The 17,376-nt window shown below is 72.5% G+C and carries 16 protein-coding genes; 7 read left to right on the forward strand and 9 right to left on the reverse strand.

Annotation, left to right across the window (positions count from 1 at the left end):
* Window positions 1–14: 14 nt before the first annotated feature.
* From ACWDLG_RS03085 to ACWDLG_RS03095, 3 genes are all read right to left on the reverse strand, one after another.
* Window positions 15–1,211: a TadA family conjugal transfer-associated ATPase gene (locus ACWDLG_RS03085; protein ID WP_449915397.1), complete on the reverse strand. Its 1,197-nt coding sequence runs from the start codon at window positions 1,209–1,211 to the stop codon at window positions 15–17.
* Between the two features lie 131 nt (window positions 1,212–1,342).
* Window positions 1,343–2,383: a septum site-determining protein Ssd gene (gene ssd, locus ACWDLG_RS03090; protein ID WP_354907903.1), complete on the reverse strand. Its 1,041-nt coding sequence runs from the start codon at window positions 2,381–2,383 to the stop codon at window positions 1,343–1,345.
* A gap of 600 nt (window positions 2,384–2,983) precedes the next feature.
* The gene (locus tag ACWDLG_RS03095; protein WP_449915399.1) at window positions 2,984–3,820 is read right to left on the reverse strand and encodes an oxidoreductase; all 837 of its coding nucleotides are present in this window, start codon (window positions 3,818–3,820) and stop codon (window positions 2,984–2,986) included.
* Between the two features lie 148 nt (window positions 3,821–3,968).
* On the opposite strand from ACWDLG_RS03095, the gene acs reads away from it, so the two are divergent.
* The 5 genes from acs (at window position 3,969) to ACWDLG_RS03120 (ending at window position 9,161) form a co-directional block, all read left to right on the forward strand.
* Complete coding sequence (gene acs / locus ACWDLG_RS03100; protein WP_449915402.1) at window positions 3,969–5,957, forward strand: acetate--CoA ligase; 1,989 nt, start codon at window positions 3,969–3,971, stop codon at window positions 5,955–5,957.
* A 176-nt stretch (window positions 5,958–6,133) separates the two neighbouring features.
* Window positions 6,134–7,360, forward strand: coding sequence for a Na+/H+ antiporter NhaA (nhaA, locus tag ACWDLG_RS03105; protein ID WP_449915405.1), 1,227 nt, complete (start codon window positions 6,134–6,136; stop codon window positions 7,358–7,360).
* 31 nt (window positions 7,361–7,391) lie between these two features.
* Entirely contained in the window at window positions 7,392–7,802 is a 411-nt protein-coding gene (locus ACWDLG_RS03110) for a phage holin family protein (RefSeq protein ID WP_449915406.1), read from the forward strand.
* Window positions 7,795–8,712: an alpha/beta fold hydrolase gene (locus ACWDLG_RS03115; RefSeq protein WP_449915410.1), complete on the forward strand. Its 918-nt coding sequence runs from the start codon at window positions 7,795–7,797 to the stop codon at window positions 8,710–8,712. Before ACWDLG_RS03110 ends, ACWDLG_RS03115 begins: the two co-directional genes overlap by 8 nt.
* Complete coding sequence (locus tag ACWDLG_RS03120; protein ID WP_449915412.1) at window positions 8,709–9,161, forward strand: DUF309 domain-containing protein; 453 nt, start codon at window positions 8,709–8,711, stop codon at window positions 9,159–9,161. Before ACWDLG_RS03115 ends, ACWDLG_RS03120 begins: the two co-directional genes overlap by 4 nt.
* Window positions 9,162–9,178: 17 nt before the next feature.
* Here the strand turns inward: ACWDLG_RS03120 and ACWDLG_RS03125 are convergent, their stop codons facing one another.
* On the reverse strand, window positions 9,179–11,590 hold the full coding sequence (locus ACWDLG_RS03125; RefSeq protein WP_449915415.1) for a helicase-associated domain-containing protein: 2,412 nt from the start codon (window positions 11,588–11,590) through the stop codon (window positions 9,179–9,181).
* Window positions 11,590–12,783, reverse strand: coding sequence for a MarP family serine protease (locus ACWDLG_RS03130; RefSeq protein ID WP_354907915.1), 1,194 nt, complete (start codon window positions 12,781–12,783; stop codon window positions 11,590–11,592). Before ACWDLG_RS03130 ends, ACWDLG_RS03125 begins: the two co-directional genes overlap by 1 nt.
* A 79-nt stretch (window positions 12,784–12,862) precedes the next feature.
* Here ACWDLG_RS03130 and ACWDLG_RS03135 point away from each other — a divergent pair, with 79 nt between their 5' ends.
* Complete coding sequence (locus tag ACWDLG_RS03135; RefSeq protein WP_354907916.1) at window positions 12,863–13,378, forward strand: HEAT repeat domain-containing protein; 516 nt, start codon at window positions 12,863–12,865, stop codon at window positions 13,376–13,378.
* On the opposite strand, the gene ACWDLG_RS03140 is transcribed toward ACWDLG_RS03135, so the two are convergent.
* Window positions 13,340–13,987 (reverse strand): NUDIX hydrolase, encoded by a 648-nt coding sequence (locus ACWDLG_RS03140; protein ID WP_449915420.1) that lies wholly within the window; start codon window positions 13,985–13,987, stop codon window positions 13,340–13,342. The genes ACWDLG_RS03135 and ACWDLG_RS03140 overlap by 39 nt on opposite strands.
* A gap of 152 nt (window positions 13,988–14,139) precedes the next feature.
* Complete coding sequence (nth, locus tag ACWDLG_RS03145) at window positions 14,140–14,859, reverse strand: endonuclease III (protein ID WP_449915422.1); 720 nt, start codon at window positions 14,857–14,859, stop codon at window positions 14,140–14,142.
* A gap of 192 nt (window positions 14,860–15,051) precedes the next feature.
* Here nth and ACWDLG_RS03150 point away from each other — a divergent pair, with 192 nt between their 5' ends.
* Window positions 15,052–15,732, forward strand: coding sequence for a Crp/Fnr family transcriptional regulator (locus tag ACWDLG_RS03150; protein ID WP_354907920.1), 681 nt, complete (start codon window positions 15,052–15,054; stop codon window positions 15,730–15,732).
* Window positions 15,733–15,749: 17 nt separating this feature from the next.
* On the opposite strand, the gene ACWDLG_RS03155 is transcribed toward ACWDLG_RS03150, so the two are convergent.
* Both ACWDLG_RS03155 and ACWDLG_RS03160 read right to left on the reverse strand, forming a co-directional pair.
* The gene (locus ACWDLG_RS03155; RefSeq protein ID WP_449915425.1) at window positions 15,750–16,538 is read right to left on the reverse strand and encodes an MBL fold metallo-hydrolase; all 789 of its coding nucleotides are present in this window, start codon (window positions 16,536–16,538) and stop codon (window positions 15,750–15,752) included.
* Window positions 16,535–17,338 (reverse strand): NUDIX hydrolase, encoded by an 804-nt coding sequence (locus ACWDLG_RS03160; RefSeq protein WP_449915428.1) that lies wholly within the window; start codon window positions 17,336–17,338, stop codon window positions 16,535–16,537. Before ACWDLG_RS03160 ends, ACWDLG_RS03155 begins: the two co-directional genes overlap by 4 nt.
* Window positions 17,339–17,376 lie beyond the last annotated feature (38 nt).

Consider the following 17,376-nt stretch of genomic DNA (forward strand, 5'->3'; position numbering starts at 1 on the left):
GAGATGGCGGGTGGTCAGGTGGGGGCTCGGGTGGTGAGGGCCGGGTAGGCGGGTCCGACGTGCGCGCGTCCGTCCTCGTCGAACGTCAGCGCCGGCTCCGCCTCCACGAACCCCGACGCCCGGCGCGACATCAGGCAGATCTGCGACACCCGGCGCCTCCCGTCGGACCGCCGCCGGGACAGGTGGATCACCACGTCGAGCGCGGCGGCCAGCTGGCTGTGCACCGCCTCGCGGCTGAGCCCCGCCGCGCAGGCCAGCGCCTCGAGCCGGGGCGGTACGTCGGCCGCGGTGTTGGCGTGGAGGGTGCCGCAGCCGCCCTCGTGACCGGTGTTGAGGGCGGCCAGCAGGTCCACCACCTCCGAGCCGCGCACCTCACCGACGACGAGCCGGTCGGGCCGCATGCGCAGCGCCTGCCGTACGAGGTCGCGCAGGCCGACGCCGCCGGCTCCCTCCAGGTTGGCGGGGCGGGTCTCGAGGCGGACCACGTGGGGGTGGAGGGGGCGCAGTTCGGCGGAGTCCTCCACGAGCAGGAGGCGCTCGCCGTGGTCGGCGAGGGAGAGCAGGGCGCTGAGGAGCGTGGTCTTGCCGGTGCCCGTGCCTCCGGTGACCAGGAACGCCAGCCTGGCCTCAACCACGGCCGACAGGACGGGGACCGCCTCGGGCGCGACGGTGCCCGCGGCGACCAGGTCGGTGAGCGTGAAGGTACGGCGGGGCGGCAGGCGCAGCGACACGCACGTGCCTTCGGCGGCGATCGGCGGCAGGATCGCGTGGAGGCGGACGCCACCGGCCAGGCGGGCGTCGACGTGCGGGGACGCGTCGTCGAGCCGGCGGCCCGCGGCGGCGGCCAGGCGCTGGGCGAGGCGGCGGACCGCGCCGTCGTCGGGGAAGGTGACGCTGGTGCGGCGCAGCCCGCGGCCGTCGTCGACCCAGACCTCGCGCGGCCCGTTGACCAGGACGTCGGTGACGTCGGGCGCGGCCAGCAGCGGTTCGAGCGGCCCGGCCCCGATGAGGTCGGCGCACAGGGCGCGGGCCACGGCCAGGATCTCGGCGTCGCCGTACACGGATTTCTCCGCGCGCAGGGCGACGGCCACCTGGGCGGCGCTCGGCTCGACGCCGGCGCGGGCGAGGCGGACCCTGACCGCCTCGACCAGTTCGCGGGAGACCTCGCCCACGGGCTGCTGACGCGTGGAAGAGCCGGGCGGCCGACGCATGGGAGAGACCGCGAGCGGCTGACGCGTGGACGAGCCCACAGGCGGCTGACGCGTGGACGAGCCCACAGGCGGCTGACGCGTGGACGAGCCCACGAGCGGCTGACGCATCGGAGAGGCCGCGGGATGGCCGCTCATGCGGCCATGAGGCCGGTGAGGAGCGTGGCGCAGAAGTGTCCGAGCACTGAGCGGCCGTCGAGGAGGCTCAGGTCGCCCTTGTTGAGCGCGGTCGCGAGGCGGGGCTGGTCGGCGAGGTGGCCCGCGCACGGCAGGTCGAGGGAGGTGGCCACGACCGCCTCCTCCAGGACCCCGGGCCGCAGCACCATGCCGATCTCGCGGGTGTGTCGCCTGACCTCGCCGAGGACCTGGGCGGCCGCCAGCACGCCGCGCACGTCGGCCGTGACCAGCAGGAAGGTGGCCGTGGCCCGGCTCAGCGCCTCGGCGGCGGCCGGGTCGAGGTGGCGGGGCAGGTCGACGACCACGAGGTCGAAGCCGCGCCCGCCCGCCTCCAGCACCGACCGCATCGCCTCGGCGGGGATGGCGGCGACCTCGCCCCGGTGGAAGGCGAGCACGGTGAGATCGCCGAAGGCGGGCAGCGCGGCCCGCAGCGCCGTGGAGCTCACGCGGCCCTCGCGGGAGACGAAGTCGGCCCAGCGCGCGCCCTGCGCCTCCTCCTGGCCGAGCAGGACGTCGATGCCGCCGCCGAGCGGGTCGGCGTCGACCAGCAGCGTGCGGAGCCTGCGCCGGGCGGCGGTCAGCGCGAGGGAGGCGGCCAGCAGGCTGGCGCCCGAGCCGCCGGTGCCGCCGACGACGCACGCGACGACGCCGGCCCTGGGCGCGGGTTCGAGGGCGTCGGCGAACTCCTCGACCAGCCGCAGCTCGCCTTCGGGCAGCTCGACCACCGCCTGGGCGCCGACGGCGACGCAGCGCCGCCAGCTGTCGGGCTCGCCGGGCTGCCGCGTGGCCAGGAAGACCCTGGGCCTGCGGGGTGGGCCGGTCGTGGCCACGGCGTCGGCGAGGTCGTCGCCGACCACCACGATCGGCGCGTGCGCCCAGAACGGCCGGGCGAGCGCCGGGGCGTGGGCGACGTCGAGCTGGGCGCCCGCCGCGGCGGCGACGCGCACCAGGTCGTCGAGCAGCTCGCGGTCCTCGGTCACGACGAGGGGTCGGGTCATGGCGGCCTCCAGGGCTCCGGAACGGGTGGAGGCACAGCATGGGCGAGGCGGCGGAGGGCGCGCGGAACCGAATGAGATTCTGTGGATAAAAGCGGCGACCCCCGCCGGGGGGGAGAGCGGGGGTCGCCTGACCGGTCCGGCTCCGGGGGGGTAGAGCCGGTCCCGTTTCAGAAGAAAGCTTTCAACACTTAACCAGAGCATGGCAAGAGACTTGCAAAGCAATCCCGTGCACAGTCGCTCCAGTTTCGGGAGATACCCCCGTATGCTGCCCGATCGATGTGAGTTTCGTCGAGGAGCAATCTCCAATTTCCGCTAGTTTTTTTGGGCCGTAGTTGAACGACTACAGACCGCGAGATCACTCTGCGTGATCAAGGGACCGGGGTAAAGGTCTTGGCGGAAGGGGTTCACATCGGCCCCGATTCGACGTAGAAAGGTGACACGGACGACATGTCCGGGTGCGTCAGCCGGGCACCCACGCGCGACCAGCCGCGGGAGGCGCGTCGAGACGGGCTTGACCCGCTCCGACGAATTCAGGTGCACGCTTGGTAACCCGGTGTGACGCGCCGGCAGACGGCGTCTCAGATGTTGGGACGCCGTCAGCTATGCCCGCTGCATGGCCTCACAGACGGCCGTGGTTTCCCTGACTCCCAATGTCACCGCTGCGGCACATTGCCGTACCCATACCGAGACCCCCTCGGCCGTGCCCGACAGGTAGGACCTGAGCCCTTCGGCGTAGGGCAGCTCCAGGTGGCCCACCTCGGCGGGCACCAGCGACTTGGGGTCGAGGCCGTACTCCACGAGCGTGAGCCGCTCCGCGGCGCGGGCGACGACCCCGTCGGCCACCCCGAAGGGGCGCAGGACGGCCAGCTCCGCGTGCACGATCGCGGCCAGGACCAGCGCGGGCGCCTTCGACGGGCCGCCGACGAGCGCGGCGAGGGCGGCCATCCTGGTGGCGGTCTCCTCGACGCCCGGCACGGGGCCGAGGCCGAGCGGATCGGGCGCGAAGTCGCCGGAGTCGTGGCGCGGGCGGCCCAGGTCCTCCTGCGCCGCCAGGCCCACGGCGGCGAGCGTGTGCAGCCTCGCCAGCACCTGCCTGGGGGCGCTCCGCCAGGTCGAGCCCAGCCTGCCCAGCTCGGCGGACGCCCTCAGCGCTCCCTGCACGACCGGCGAGGACACCTCTCCCCTGCGCAGCACGTCGAGGGGGACGTCGTCCCCCGACAGCGCCGCCGAGGCCCGCGCGCCGCGCAGAGCCGCCTCGGCCGACACCTCGGGGCTGCGGCGGCGCAGCACGCGGTGCCGGTACAACCGGTCGACGGCCTCGCGCGCCTCTTCGACCGCTTCGGGAACTCCAGGAAGGCCGGCAATGACTGCCAATGGGTCACTCACAGGACCCGACCTTACCGGCGAGTAGTGAGCAATTCGCACGCCCCATTCCATAATTCTGAGATTTCAGGATGACAACGGTTTAATAGCAGTTGTCAGCGGTCCAGGTCAGCGCGAGGCTCTTGGTACAGACCTGTCTAGACCTCTTGTGGTGGCCCTGGGTCGCCTGGTGAAGTGGGACAGCAACACTCAATCTGGCCATATGAAGGAGCATGCAGTGGCCCCGGAGACCCCTGGCACCGAGCCGCAGGCGCTGTCCAACCTGCTACAGGAGAACCGCCGGTTCGCACCACCAGCGGACCTGGCCGCGGCCGCGAACGTGACCGCCGCCGCCTACACAGAGGCGGAGGCCGACCGGCTGGCGTTCTGGGAGAAGGCCGCCGACCGGTTGACCTGGGCCAAGCGCTGGGACACCACGCTGGAGTGGAACGCACCGTTCGCCAAGTGGTTCGTCGGCGGTGAGCTCAACGTCGCCCACAACTGCGTCGACCGGCACGTCGAGGCCGGCAACGGCGACAAGGTCGCCTACTTCTGGGAGGGTGAGCCGGAGGGCGACAGCCGTACCATCACTTATGCCGACCTCCAGCGGGAGGTCAACAAGGCCGCCAACGCCCTCATCGAGCTCGGCGTGACCAAGGGCGACCGGGTGGCCATCTACATGCCCATGATCCCCGAGTTGCCGATCGCGATGCTGGCCTGCGCCCGCCTCGGGGCCGTCCACTCGGTGGTGTTCGGCGGCTTCTCCGCCACCGCGTTGCAGAGCCGGATCGAGGACGCCGACGCCAAGCTGGTCATCACCGCCGACGGCGGCTACCGCCGCGGCGCGCCGTCCGCCCTGAAGCCCACCGTGGACGAGGCCGTCGCCAACACCCCCGGCGTGGAGCACGTGCTGGTGGTCCGCCGCACCGGGCAGGAGGTCGCGACGCAGGAGCGCGACGTGTGGTGGCACGACCTGGTCGAACGGCAGAGCGACCAGCACCAGGCGGAGCCGCACGACGCCGAGGACCCGCTGTACATCCTCTACACCAGCGGCACCACCGGGAAGCCGAAGGGCATCCTGCACACCACCGGCGGCTACCTCACGCAGACCGCCTGGACCCACCACGCCGTCTTCGACCTCAAGCCGGAGACCGACATCTACTGGTGCACCGCCGACATCGGCTGGGTGACCGGACACTCCTACATCGTGTACGGCCCGCTCGCCAACGGCGCGACCAGCGTCATCTACGAGGGCACGCCGGACACCCCGCACCGGGGCCGGTTCTGGGAGATCGTCCAGAAGTACAAGGTGACGATCCTCTACACCGCGCCCACGGCCATCCGCACGTTCATGAAGTGGGGTGACGACATCCCGGCCAAGTTCGACATGTCGTCCCTGCGCGTCCTGGGTTCGGTGGGCGAGCCGATCAACCCCGAGGCCTACGTCTGGTACCGCGAGCACATCGGCGGCGAGCGCTGCCCGGTCGTCGACACCTGGTGGCAGACCGAGACGGGCGCCATCATGATCAGCCCGCTGCCCGGCGTGACCTCCGCCAAGCCGGGTGCCGCGATGCGCCCGCTGCCGGGCGTCACCGCGGACGTCGTCGACGACCAGGGCAACAGCGTCCCGAACGGCGGCGGTGGCTTCCTCGTCGTGCGCGACCCGTGGCCGTCGATGCTCCGCACGATCTGGGGCGACGACCAGCGCTACATCGACACCTACTGGTCGCGGTTCGAGGGCATGTACTTCCCCGGCGACGGCGCGAAGAAGGACGACGACGGCGACCTGTGGCTGCTCGGCCGCGTCGACGACGTCATGCTCGTGTCGGGCCACAACATCTCGACGACCGAGGTGGAGTCGGCGCTGGTGTCGCACCCGAAGGTCGCCGAGGCGGCGGTCGTGGGCGCGACCGACCCGGTGACGGGGCAGGCCATCGTGTCGTTCGTCATCCTGCGCGGGAGCGCGGAGGAGAGCGAGGACATCGCGGCCGACCTGCGCAACCACGTGGCCAAGACGCTCGGCCCCATCGCCAAGCCGCGGCAGATCCTGGTGGTCCCCGAGCTGCCGAAGACGCGGTCCGGCAAGATCATGCGACGGTTGCTGCGTGACGTCGCGGAGAACCGGAGCATCGGGGACGTCACGACGCTGGCCGACAGCACGGTGATGAACCTGATCTCGGAGAAGCTGCCCAGCGCGAAGTCGGAGGACTGACGCGCGACCCGGGACCCCGGACACCGTCCCGCAAGGGGCGGGGCCGGGGTCTTCCGGTTCCGTGGGCGCTCGCCTCCGCCCATGGCGTGCGATATGGGTAAAATAGTGCCTTGGTGTGCCGGGAAGTCTGGTCGGCGAATACGACCGATCACACCCGTACGCCAAGGGGGAAGACTGTGCGCCGAGCCGCCGACGTGTGGCCGCTCCGACCGACCGTCCGCTACGCCCGCACCCTCGCCGAGGCGCTGCGCACGGAGACCCTCGGCGGCATCATCATGCTGCTGGCCACCCTCGCCGCCCTGGTATGGGCGAACGTCGCCTACGACTCCTACGAGGCCCTGCGCACGGCCACCTTCGGCCCCGCCGCGCTCCACCTCGACATGGAGCTCTACAGGTGGGCCCAGAACGGCCTGCTGACGATCTTCTTCTTCGTCGCGGGCCTGGAGGTGAAGGAGGAGTTCGTCCACGGCGAGCTCAGCCACCTGCGCAAGGCCGCGCTGCCCATCATCGCCGCGGTGTCGGGCATGATCGTCCCCGCGCTCGTCTACCTGGCGGTGAGCTGGGGCGTGGAGGACGCCGCCCGGGGCTGGGCGATCCCCACCGCCACCGACATCGCCTTCGCCCTCGCGGTGCTCGCCGTGACGGCCAGCGCGATGCCCGCCTCGCTGCGCGCGTTCCTGCTGACCTGCGCGGTCGTCGACGACCTCGGCGCCATCGCGATCATCGCGGTCTTCTACACCGACCACCTCGACGCCGTCATGCTGCTCGCCGGCGTGGCCGCGCTCGCGGTCTACGGCGTCCTGCAGCGCAGGCACGTCAGAAGCATCTGGGTCTACCTGCCGCTCGCCGTACTGGCCTGGTACTTCATCGAGTCCAGCGGCGTGCACGCGACGGTCGCCGGCGTCGCGCTCGGCCTGCTGACCAGGGTCACGACCGTCGGCGCCGAGGACAGCTCGCCCGCCGAGCGGGCCGACCACTACGTGCGGCCGATCTCGGCGGGTGTCGCGGTGCCGGTCTTCGCGTTCCTGTCGGCCGGTGTACGGCTGGACGCGGACACCGTGAGCATGATCTTCACTGATCGGGTAGTCCTGGGGGTGATGGCGGGACTGGTCATCGGTAAGTTCCTTGGCGTGTTCGGCGGTTCGTGGCTGTCGGTACGGCTGGGCATGGCGAGGCTGTCGGAGGAGCTGCGATGGCGGGACATGGCGGCGGTCTCGTTGCTGGGCGGCATCGGCTTCACGGTGTCGCTGCTGATCGGCGACCTCGCGTTCGGCGCGGACGAGTCACGGGCGGCGGCCGTGACGACGGGGATCCTCGCCGCCAGCCTGGTGGCCTCGGTGCTGGCGGCGACGCTTCTCCACGTCCGGGTGCGCAAGCGTCGCATTGGACTGGATGATGATTGACACGGGCACCTGGCCCCGATAGGAGACGTTCATGCCGCAGACTTCCGACGAAGAATCCCTGGGCGCGCTGGTCGCTCAGGCGACCGACCACATCTCGACGCTGGTCCGCTCGGAGATCGAGCTGGCCAAGGCCGAGCTCAGGTTCGACGCCAAGCGGGTCGGCACGGCCGCCGGTCTGTTCGCCGCTGCGGCCTTCATGGCGCACCTGTGCCTGATCCTGGCCTCGTTCGCGATCGCCTACCTGCTCGTGGAGATCGGCCTGGCGACGTGGCTGGCCTTCGCCATCGTCACGGTGTTCTACCTGCTGGTGGCGGCGCTGCTGGTGTTCATCGGCACCCGCAGGCTGAAGGGCCTGGCCGGGATGCAGCGCACCACCAGGTCGCTGAGGGAGCTGAAGGAGATCGCCACACCAGAGGGCGAGCTGGTGAAACCGGATGCCTGACGAGAGCTTCGTCCAGCTGGACGGGCCGTGGACGCACCGGGCGGTGCACGCGGGCGGCACCCGCTTCCACATCGTGGAGGCGGGCGAGGGCCCGCTCGTGCTGCTGCTGCACGGCTTCCCGCAGTTCTGGTGGACGTGGCGGCACCAGCTGCGGAGCCTGGCGGCGGCGGGCTACCGCGCCGTCGCCGTCGACCTGCGGGGCTACGGCGGCAGCGACAAGCCGCCCCGCGGCTACGACCTGCCCACGCTGGCCGGTGACGCCACCGGCCTGATCCGCGCTCTCGGCGAGACCGGCGCGATCGTGGTCGGCCACGACTGGGGCGGCCTGCTGGCGTGGACGATGGCGGTGACCGACCCCAAGTCCGTGCACCGCCTGGTCGTCGTGGGCGCCCCGCATCCCGTACGGCTGCGCGGCGCGCTGCGCACCGATCCGTTCGGCCAGCTCAAGGCCAGCGGCTACACCCTCGGCTTCCAGCTGCCCTTCCTGCCCGAGCACCGGCTGACCCGTCGTGGGGGCGAGCTCGTGGGCCGGCTGCTCGACGAGTGGTCACGGCCCGGCTGGCCGGAGCCCGAGACCGCCCGCGTCTACCGCGAGGCCTTCGGCATCCCGGCCGTCGCCCACTGCGCGCTGGAGTACCACCGCTGGTTCGGCCGCTCCCAGCTGCGCCCCGACGGCTACCGCTACGCCCGCGCCATGCGCGCCGAGATCGAGGCGCCGACGCTGCAACTGCACGGCGCGCTCGACACCTGCATCCTGCCGCGCACCGCGCATGGCTCCGGCCGTTTCGTCGCCGCGCCCTACCGCTGGCGCCTGGTCGAGGGGGCGGGGCACTTCCCGCACGAGGAAGTGCCCGAGACGTTCGACACCGAGCTGCTGGCCTGGCTGAGCGACGGCGAGCCGGGTCGATGAACGCCGGGCCGGCGCGGGACCGGGATCCGCAGGGCCGTCCGCGCAACGCGCGACCCCGCGACGAGTACGGCAGGCCGCTGCCGCACGGCGCCCAGGGCGTCGCCCGGGTGCCCGACGACTACGCGCCCACCACCGGCCAGGCGCTCGCCGACGCCCGCGCCTACCTGACGGACGGCCGGCCGTTCCACGCCCACGAGGTCTTCGAGGGCCGCTGGAAGTGCGCTCCCGACCACGAACGCGACCTCTGGCAGGGGCTCGCCCAGATCTGCGTCGGCCTCACCCACCTGCAGCGCGGCAACGGGCGCGGCGCCGTCACCCTGCTGTCCAGGGGCGCGGCCCGCGTCCAGCGGTACGGCGAGCCGTACGACGAGGTGGCCAGGGTCGCGCTGACCCTGGAGGAGGGCAGCGACCCGGCGGCCGCGATCGGCGCCGTGCTGTCCGCGCTCTGATGTCGCGCGCCTGATCGCTAGGCGGGCATGACGCCGAGAATGCGGGAGAGGGTGAAGACGCGCTCGTCGTTCCGCAGGTGACACCAGGCGTGCAGGTAGGGCGGATCGAGATCGAGCCGGCTGAGCGTGCGCACCGTGCGGCTGCCCGAGGTGGCGACGTACTCGACGGTGATCGCCTGGCCGCCGTCCACCGCGTGGGCGAGCTGCCGCACGTCCGCGTGGGACAGCCGCCGCGCGTACCCGGCGATGATCTCCTCGGTGTCGCTGCCGGAAGCCCCTCCGGGCTCGCCGGCCTCCGGGGCGGCAGGCCGTACGGTGAGCAGCCGGGCGGCCAGCGTCGCGAGGTCGACGGTCTCCTCCTTCCGCGCCGTGCGTGCCCCGGCCTTCCGGGGACGGGCCCGGCCGCCGCTGCCCGGACGCGCCGCGGCCGGGGCGGCGGCGCGGTGGCGCGGGCCCTGTTCGACGCGTACGGTGCCGTCGGCGGTCTCGGCGACGGGGGCGTAACCCTCGGCCCTGAGCGCGGCGAGGGTCGTGTCGAGCGGAGCCCGGCCGACCAGCACCGTCGGCGCCAGCCGCCGCAGGCCGAGCTCGGCGAGCTTGCGGTGGGCGGCGAGCTCGGCCAGGAGGGCGGGATCCTCGCCGTGGATCACGCAGGCGGCGGGGGCGACGCGCATCCGGCCGTGGCGGCGGGCGGTGTCGGCGATCAGGAACGACAGCGGTTGCGGCAGCGGCCCGACCGCTATGGCGGCCAGGTCGGCGGTGATGCCGTCAGGTGTCCGGCCGGCGTCGAGAGCCCGGCGGACGGTGGCCGCGCTGAACCGCCATATCGACGCCGTGCCGCCGGCCTCCCTGTCGGCGACGGAGTCCAGCAGCGCGGTGAGCCGCGCGGAGGCTGTGCCGGCGGCGACGGCGGTGAGGTCGGCACCGATCCGTGCCGTCCCCGTGGCCTCGGGCAGCAGCTCGCGGCAGGCGGCGGTCACCCCTTCGGCGTCGTCGGCCAGCAGGGCGGCGCCGATGGGCGACAGGGCGCCGCGGGCGAGCACGCCGAGCAGCTCCGCCTCGCGGATCACGGTGGCGAACGCCGTCCGGTCCTGCGGCAGCTGGTCGGCGAGCGGGCGGTACCAGGCGATCAACGGCCCCAGGTCCTCGGCGCTCTTCACCGCCGTGCCCGCCTGGAGCTGGGCCGCGGCGGTCAACAGCCCGTGCCGGGCCTGCACGCAGCCGTCGCAGCGAGGCGAGCCGGCCAGCGCGGGCAGCGCCTTGCCGTCCGCGTCGCGGGTCTGGGAGGGGGTGAGCGGCAGCGCGCGCCACGCTCGGAGAAGATCCGCGAGCCGGTCCGCGGGCTCCTGCTCCGCCCAGGCGTCGTAGGTGCCGGTCGCCGCGACGTGCTCGCCGTCCCAGACCAGCAGCCCGGCCGCGTGCGCCGTCTCCAGGACGACGCGCACCACGACCTCGTCGCACCGCGCCGCCTTGCCGAGGCGGACCAGCTCACGCGCGCCGACCCCGCCGGACTTCAACCTGGCCGCGGGCGAGGCCGCGCACGCCGACAGGACGGAGGCGGCATGGGCGGTGAACGCCGTGGCCGCGGCCGTAGCCTCCCGATCCACCTCCTGCGAGGTGACGGACACCAGCGCGACGGCGGGCGGCGCGGGCACGAACGGAGCGTGCCAGCCGGGACCGCGCACGGCCAGCGCCACCTCGGCCGGCATGCGGACGGGGCCGTACCGGTGGCGGTCCTGGACCAGCAGTCCCCGCTCCAGCGCCCATCGCGCGCCCGGCTCCGGGTCGGCCTCAACGGCACCGAACACGATGAACCCGGGCTGTCGCGCCGCGGCGCTCGCCCGGCGCTCGAGCAGTGTCCTGGTCGCCGCCGGTGCCCGCGCGAGTACCGCCGCGATCCGTCCGGGGTCGCTGTGGTGCTCCACCAGGGCGGCCAGCCGCTGCGGTTTGGTGCCCGGAGGTGTGACGCCCAGCGCCACCAGGATGCCGCGCAACGCTTCCGAGGTCGCTCCGGCCAGCAGGTCCGCCACCGGCGCGTCCAGCCCCAACGGGGCGTCCCACGCCTGCCGCAGCGGAACCGCGATACGCAGCAGCCCGTCGGCGTCCGGCCAGACCATCGCGTGATCGGCCAGCGTCTCCAGCGCCGCGTCCAGCCCCTGCGCGGCCGGTCCGCCCGTCGCGTCCAGCAGGTCCGCCAGGGCCTCGCGCGGGACGGGCCCCAGCGCCGCCAGCGCCTCGGCCACCTGCAGATGCGGCAGCGCGAGCCGCGGCAGCGCCAACGCCACCGACCCGGGACGCTGCAGGCGGTCCGCCAGTTCGCTCAGCGACCGTGGCTCGGGAGGGGAGGCGGCGTCCGTCCGAGCCGCGAGCACCCGCTCCAGACGCGGGCCGTCGAGACGGTGCAGCCATGCGGTCAGTGTCCTGGGCACTAGTCGCAGTCCATCGTGTCGGCGGGCGTCGTGTCGTGCTCGCCCCTGACGGCGTCGGGCCTGACCTCGCCCGCGGTCAGCACGTAACCGGTCTCGGCCTGGTTGGTCGCGGCCGCGAAGATGACCCCGAACACCTTGCCGTCGACGGTCAGCAGCGGGCCGCCCGAGTTGCCCGGCAGGACCTTGCCGCGGATCGCGTAGACCTCGCGCTCGACCTCGTTGGCGCGGTAGATGTCCGGCCCCTTGGCCAGCTGCTTGATCCTGATGCGGGCCGACTCGGCGGTGAACCCCTGCCCCTTCGGGAAGCCCGCGATGATCGCGTTGTCGCCCTTCTCCGCGGTGCCCTCGAAGGCGAGCGGCTGGATGCCCAGGTTCGGGACGTGGAGGATGGCGATGTCACGCTTGGGGTTGTAGACGACGACCTCGGCGTCGCGCGACCGTCCGGCCTGGTCGGTGATCCTGAGGTCGCGGGTGACTCCGGCGACCACGTGAGCGTTGGTCATGATGCGGTCGGGGGCGTAGACGAACCCGGTGCCCTCGATGCGCTTGCTGCAGCTCGGCGCGGTGCCCTGCACCTTGACGATCGCCTTCTGCGCCTTCTGCAGCCGGGGCCCCTGCAGCTGGCTGCGCGGCGCGGGCGGCGGCACCTCGACGAGCGGCCCGTTGGCGATGGCGTCGAAGACGGGCGGGAACTCCGACCTGTCGATGAAGTCCTTGAACGGCTGCTGCCAGTTGCGCGCGGCGTCGGGCACGGCCTCGTCGACCGTGCTGAGCAGCAGGGAGTCCTTCACCTGGGTGCTGAGCACGGTGAAGGAGGTGGAGACGACGAGCGAGCCGATGAGCCAGGCGATGACCAGCACCGACAGCGCGCTGGCGAACGTGCCGCCGACCGCGTCGGCCACCCGCGCCGGCTCCCACGTCACGTGGCTGCGCACCACCGCCCCGACGGTCGAGGAGGCGAACTGGCCGATCGTCGCGGCCAGGAAGACGATCACGATCGCGAGCAGCGCCTGCTCGGTCTCGCCGTCGACCACCGCCCTGGCGATGGGCGGCGCGATGTACACGCCGAGCACGGCCCCGCCGACGAACCCCACGAAGCTCATCGCGCCGATGATGAAGCCCTGACGGTAACCCGAGATGCCGAAGGCGATCACGAGGCCGATCAGGATGAGGTCGAGCAGATCACCGCGCACGCTTCAAAGGTATCCAGCGATACGGTCAAGCGTGAACGTCTTCCGCTAGGACCCGCCGTACGGGGGCAATAGCCTGCCCATGATGCGCGATCTCATCGAGGCGGCTCTCGACGACACCGATCCCGGCGGACCGGTGCGCTGGCACGTGATCTCCACGCTGCAGGAGCGCGGGGATCTGGAGACCTTCACCGAGGCACGCCGGCTGTGCGCGGGCGAGGACGTCGCCGAACGCCTGCTGGGCATCGACATCATGGGCCAGCTGGCCGCCTTCAAGGACCGGGCGCTGCCCGTGCTGCGCTTCCTGGCCGCCAGCGAGGACGACCCCATGGTGCTCTTCTCCGTGCTGATCGCCTTCGGGCACCTGGGCGACCCGCGCTCGCTCCCTTCGGTGATCGAGCTGGCCGCCCACGCCGACGCCAGGGTCAGGTACGGCGCGGCCTACGCCCTGCCGAACGTCCTCGGCCGGCCGCCCGATCCCGGAGGGCTGGCGGCGCTGCGCCGGCTCACCCGCGACGGCGACGACGACGTGGCCGACTGGGCGACGCTCGGGATCGCGCTAGCCACGGGCGGCCAGATCGAGGACATCGGGCGGTAGGTCCTCCACCCGGCCCGTGTCCCACGGCCGTTCCAGGCCGCCCTCGCGCAGCACCGCGTCGAGGACCATCGCGGTGAACCCCCACACCAGCATCCCCCGCACCCTGAAGGCCGGGCCTGAGTGGCCGCTCGGCGTGCGCAGCGTGATCCTGTTGGCCGGGTCGACCAGCTCGGCGAGCGGCACCCGCTCCACGGACTCCACCTCGTCGGGAGCCGCGGCGTAGACCGCGCACGGGGTGTGCCACCAGCCGAGCACCGGCGTGACCCGGTTGTCGCTGTGCCAGACGAACAGCTCGGGCAGCGTGCACAGCACCTTCACCCCCTCGGGATCGATGCCGGTCTCCTCCGCCGCCTCCCGCAGCGCGGCGCCCACGGGCCCGTCGTCCTCGGGGTCGACGCCGCCACCGGGGAAGGCCGGCTGGCCCGCGTGCCTGCGGCCATGGGAGCTGCGCTGGATGAGGAGCAGGTCGGGGCCGTTGGGGCCCTCACCGAACAGCAGCAGCACGGCGGCGGGCCGGCCGCCTTGCGCGGGCGGGTGCAGGCCGTTCGGTACGGGGGTGTGGACGGCTCGGGCGGTCAGCCTGTCCAGCCAGTCGGGGACGTCGGTCACGCATACCTCCAACGCATCACGCCGTCGCGGGCTTCCCTGTGTGTGGGGCCACCTTGGCAGGAGTCGGCGCACTCCTCCGGCGGAATCGCGCAACGGCACCACGCCGGGGCCGCGGGTGACCGGCCGGGGACCGGCCGAGGACCGGGCGGGGGTTACGAGAACGGGCCCGGCCGGACGAGCTTGGCGGCCTCGACGGCGTCCGTGGGGCCGGTACCGAACGACGGGCACAGCGCCGCCAGCGGGCACACGCCGCACGCCGGCCTGCGCGCATGGCAGATCCGCCGCCCGTGCCAGATCACCCGGTGGGAGAAGACCGTCCACTCCCGCCTGGGGATCAGCTCTCCCACGATGTGCTCGATCTTCACCGGGTCGGTCTCCTCGGTCCAGCCGAAGCGCCGCACCAGCCGCTGGAAGTGCGTGTCGACGGTCAGCCCCGGCACCCCGAAGGCGTTGCCGAGCACCACGTTCGCCGTCTTGCGGCCCACTCCGGGCAGCTTGACCAGGTCGGCGAGCCGGTTGGGCACCACGCCGCCGTGGTCGGCGCACACCGCCTGGGCCATCCCGATGATGCTGTTGGTCTTCGCCCTGAAGAACCCGGTGGACTTGATGATCTCTTCCATCTCGGCCCGGTCCGCCGCGGCGTAGTCCTCGACGGTGGGATATTTCGCGAACAGGGTGGGGGTGACCATGTTGACGCGCTTGTCGGTGCACTGGGCCGACAGGATCGTGGCCACGAGCAGCTCGAGCGGGTTGGTGAAGTCGAGCTCGCAGTGAGCGTCAGGGTAGGTCTCGGCCAGGATCCTGTTCATCTTCCGAGCCCGCCGTACGAGACCCAGCCGGGTCTCCGACCCCCGCTTACGGTTCGTCGCCATTCCGCAAGGGTATGGCCAGCGCGTTCGTCCCGGGAAACAATCCGTTGAGTAACGCTTTGGGGGGATCAGTCCGTAAACTCCGTGGTGGGAACGTCGTGGCGACCAGCAGGTGGCATCCCCTCAAGCCATTACCCATGGGTCACCTCTGACCTCTGCAGTGGGGTACGTCACAATGACTGCTGAGGAGGCAGAGTGAACACCGAAGACGTGCTGGGCAAGGCCCCCCTGTTCGCCGCGCTCGACCGTGAGAGCGCCGCGGCGCTGCGCACGAGCATCACCGAGGTTCAGCTGTCCAAGGGGCAGACCCTGTTCAGCGAGAACGAGACGGGTGACCGGCTCTACGTCGTTCTCGAGGGCAAGATCAAGCTGTCGCGCACCGCCCCCGACGGCCGCGAGAACCTGCTGAGCGTGCTCGGGCCGAGCGAGATGTTCGGCGAGCTGTCCCTGTTCGACCCCCGGCCGCGTACGGCCACCGCCTCCGCGCTGACCGACGTACGGCTGGCCGGTCTCGGCCACGACGACCTGCGGCCCTGGCTCACCGGCCGGCCCGAGGTCGCCCTCCACCTGCTGCGCGCGCTGGCCCAGCGGCTGCGCCGCACCAACGACGTGCTGGCCGACCTGGTCTTCACCGACGTGCCTGGCCGGGTCGCCAAGGCGCTGCTCGACCTGGCCGAACGGTTCGGCACCAAGACCGACGACGGCCTGCGCGTCCACCACGACCTCACCCAGGAGGAGCTGGCCCAGCTGGTCGGCGCCTCGCGCGAGACGGTCAACAAGGCGCTGGCCGACTTCGCCCAGCGCGGCTGGCTGCGCATCGAGGCCAAGGCCGTGGTGATCCTCGACATGGAGCGGCTGCACAACCGTTCCCGGTAGTCCCGGAATTCCGAGGGTTACGACCGGTCCAGGTAGTCGAGCTGGGCGCGCACCGACTGCTCCGCCGCCTGCCACAGCGACCGGTCGACGTCGGTGTAGACCGCCTCCACGATCTCGCGCGGCGTGGTGGCGCCCGCGGCGCGCGCCGCCCTGATCTGGTCGAGGCGCTGCCGCCGGTGGGCGATGTAGGCGTCGAGCGCGAAGACGGGATCGCCCAGCGCGGGCCCGTGGCCCGGCAGCAGCGTCTCCGCCTCCAGCTCCTCGGCCGTGGCGCGCAGCAGGTCGAGCGAGCGCAGGTAGTCGGCCAGGTTCCCGTCGTGCGCGATGATCGTGGTGCCCCTGCCCAGGACGGTGTCGCCGGTCAGCATGGCCCGGTCGGCGGGCAGCCAGAAGCACAGGGAGTCGAAGGAGTGGCCGGGCGTGCCGTACACCCTCAGCTCCAGGCCGCCGGCCTCGACCACGTCGCCGTCGGACAGCCCCTCGTCGCCCAGGGTGTGCCGCGGGTCGAGCGCCCGCACGGGCGCGCCGACCAGCTCGGCGAAGCGCCTGGCCCCGCCGCTGTGGTCGTGGTGGCCGTGGGTGAGCAGGATCGCGGCGACCCTGCGGTCGCCCACGTGCTCGGCCACCCTGCGCAGGTGCGGCTCGTCCTCCGGGCCCGGGTCGACGACGACCACCTCGGTCGTGCCGATCACCCAGGTGTTGGTCCCCTCGAGCGTCATCTCGGAAGGGTTGGGGGCCAGGATGTTCTCGGCGTGGTCGGTGCGCGTGCCGTCCGGGCCCGCCAGCGGGACGTGGAGGCCGCTCATGTCATCAGCCATATCCGGCCGTCGCGCTCGACGGCTCTCGGCATGATGGTGACGATCTTCCGCTCGGCGGCAAGGATCGCGTCGAGGTCCGGATGGCCCGCCAGCTCGGCGAGCGTCCGGTAGGTGGGCGGCATGAGAAAGATCTCCCCCTTGTGCGCCAGCTCGATCGCCTCGGCGGGCGGCTGCCAGACGACCTTGTCCGCCTCCCCGCCCACGTCGCGCGTGCGCTGCCCCTCGGGCAGCACGGCGACGAAGAAGCGGGTGTCGAACCTCTTGTGCTCCACCTCGGGCGTGATCCAGTGCGCCCACGGCTTGAGCAGGTCGGAGCGGAGCACCAGGCCCCGCCGGTCGAGGAAGTCGGCGAAGGCCAGGCTCCTGTCGATCAGCGCGAGCCGGTCGGCCTCCCAGTCGTCACCGGTGGTGTCGGCCACGACGGTGTCGGGGCCGGGCCCCGCCAGCAGCACGCCCGACTCCTCGAACGTCTCCCGTACGGCGGCGCACACCAGGCCCCTGGCGGTCTTCTCCTCGGCGTCGAACACCTCGCCCCACTCCGCGGGCGACGGCCCCGCCCACGCGACGGAGTGGTCGGTGTCGCGCGGATCGACCGAGCCGCCGGGGAAGACGTAGGCACCCGCGGCGAAGGCCATCGTCGCCTTGCGCCTGAGGAGGTAGACCTGCGGCCCCTCGCGCAGGAGCACCACCGTGGCGGCGTCCCGCGCGGGGACCGGCTGGACACGTCCTGCCAGGATGTCTCGTGCGCGCCCCCCGAACTCGCCGGGGAGCGGGATCCCGTTGTCCACATGACCTCCTCTAGAACATCACTCGGTCATGATGGACC

The sequence above is a fragment of the Nonomuraea sp. NPDC003727 genome (assembly GCF_053586935.1).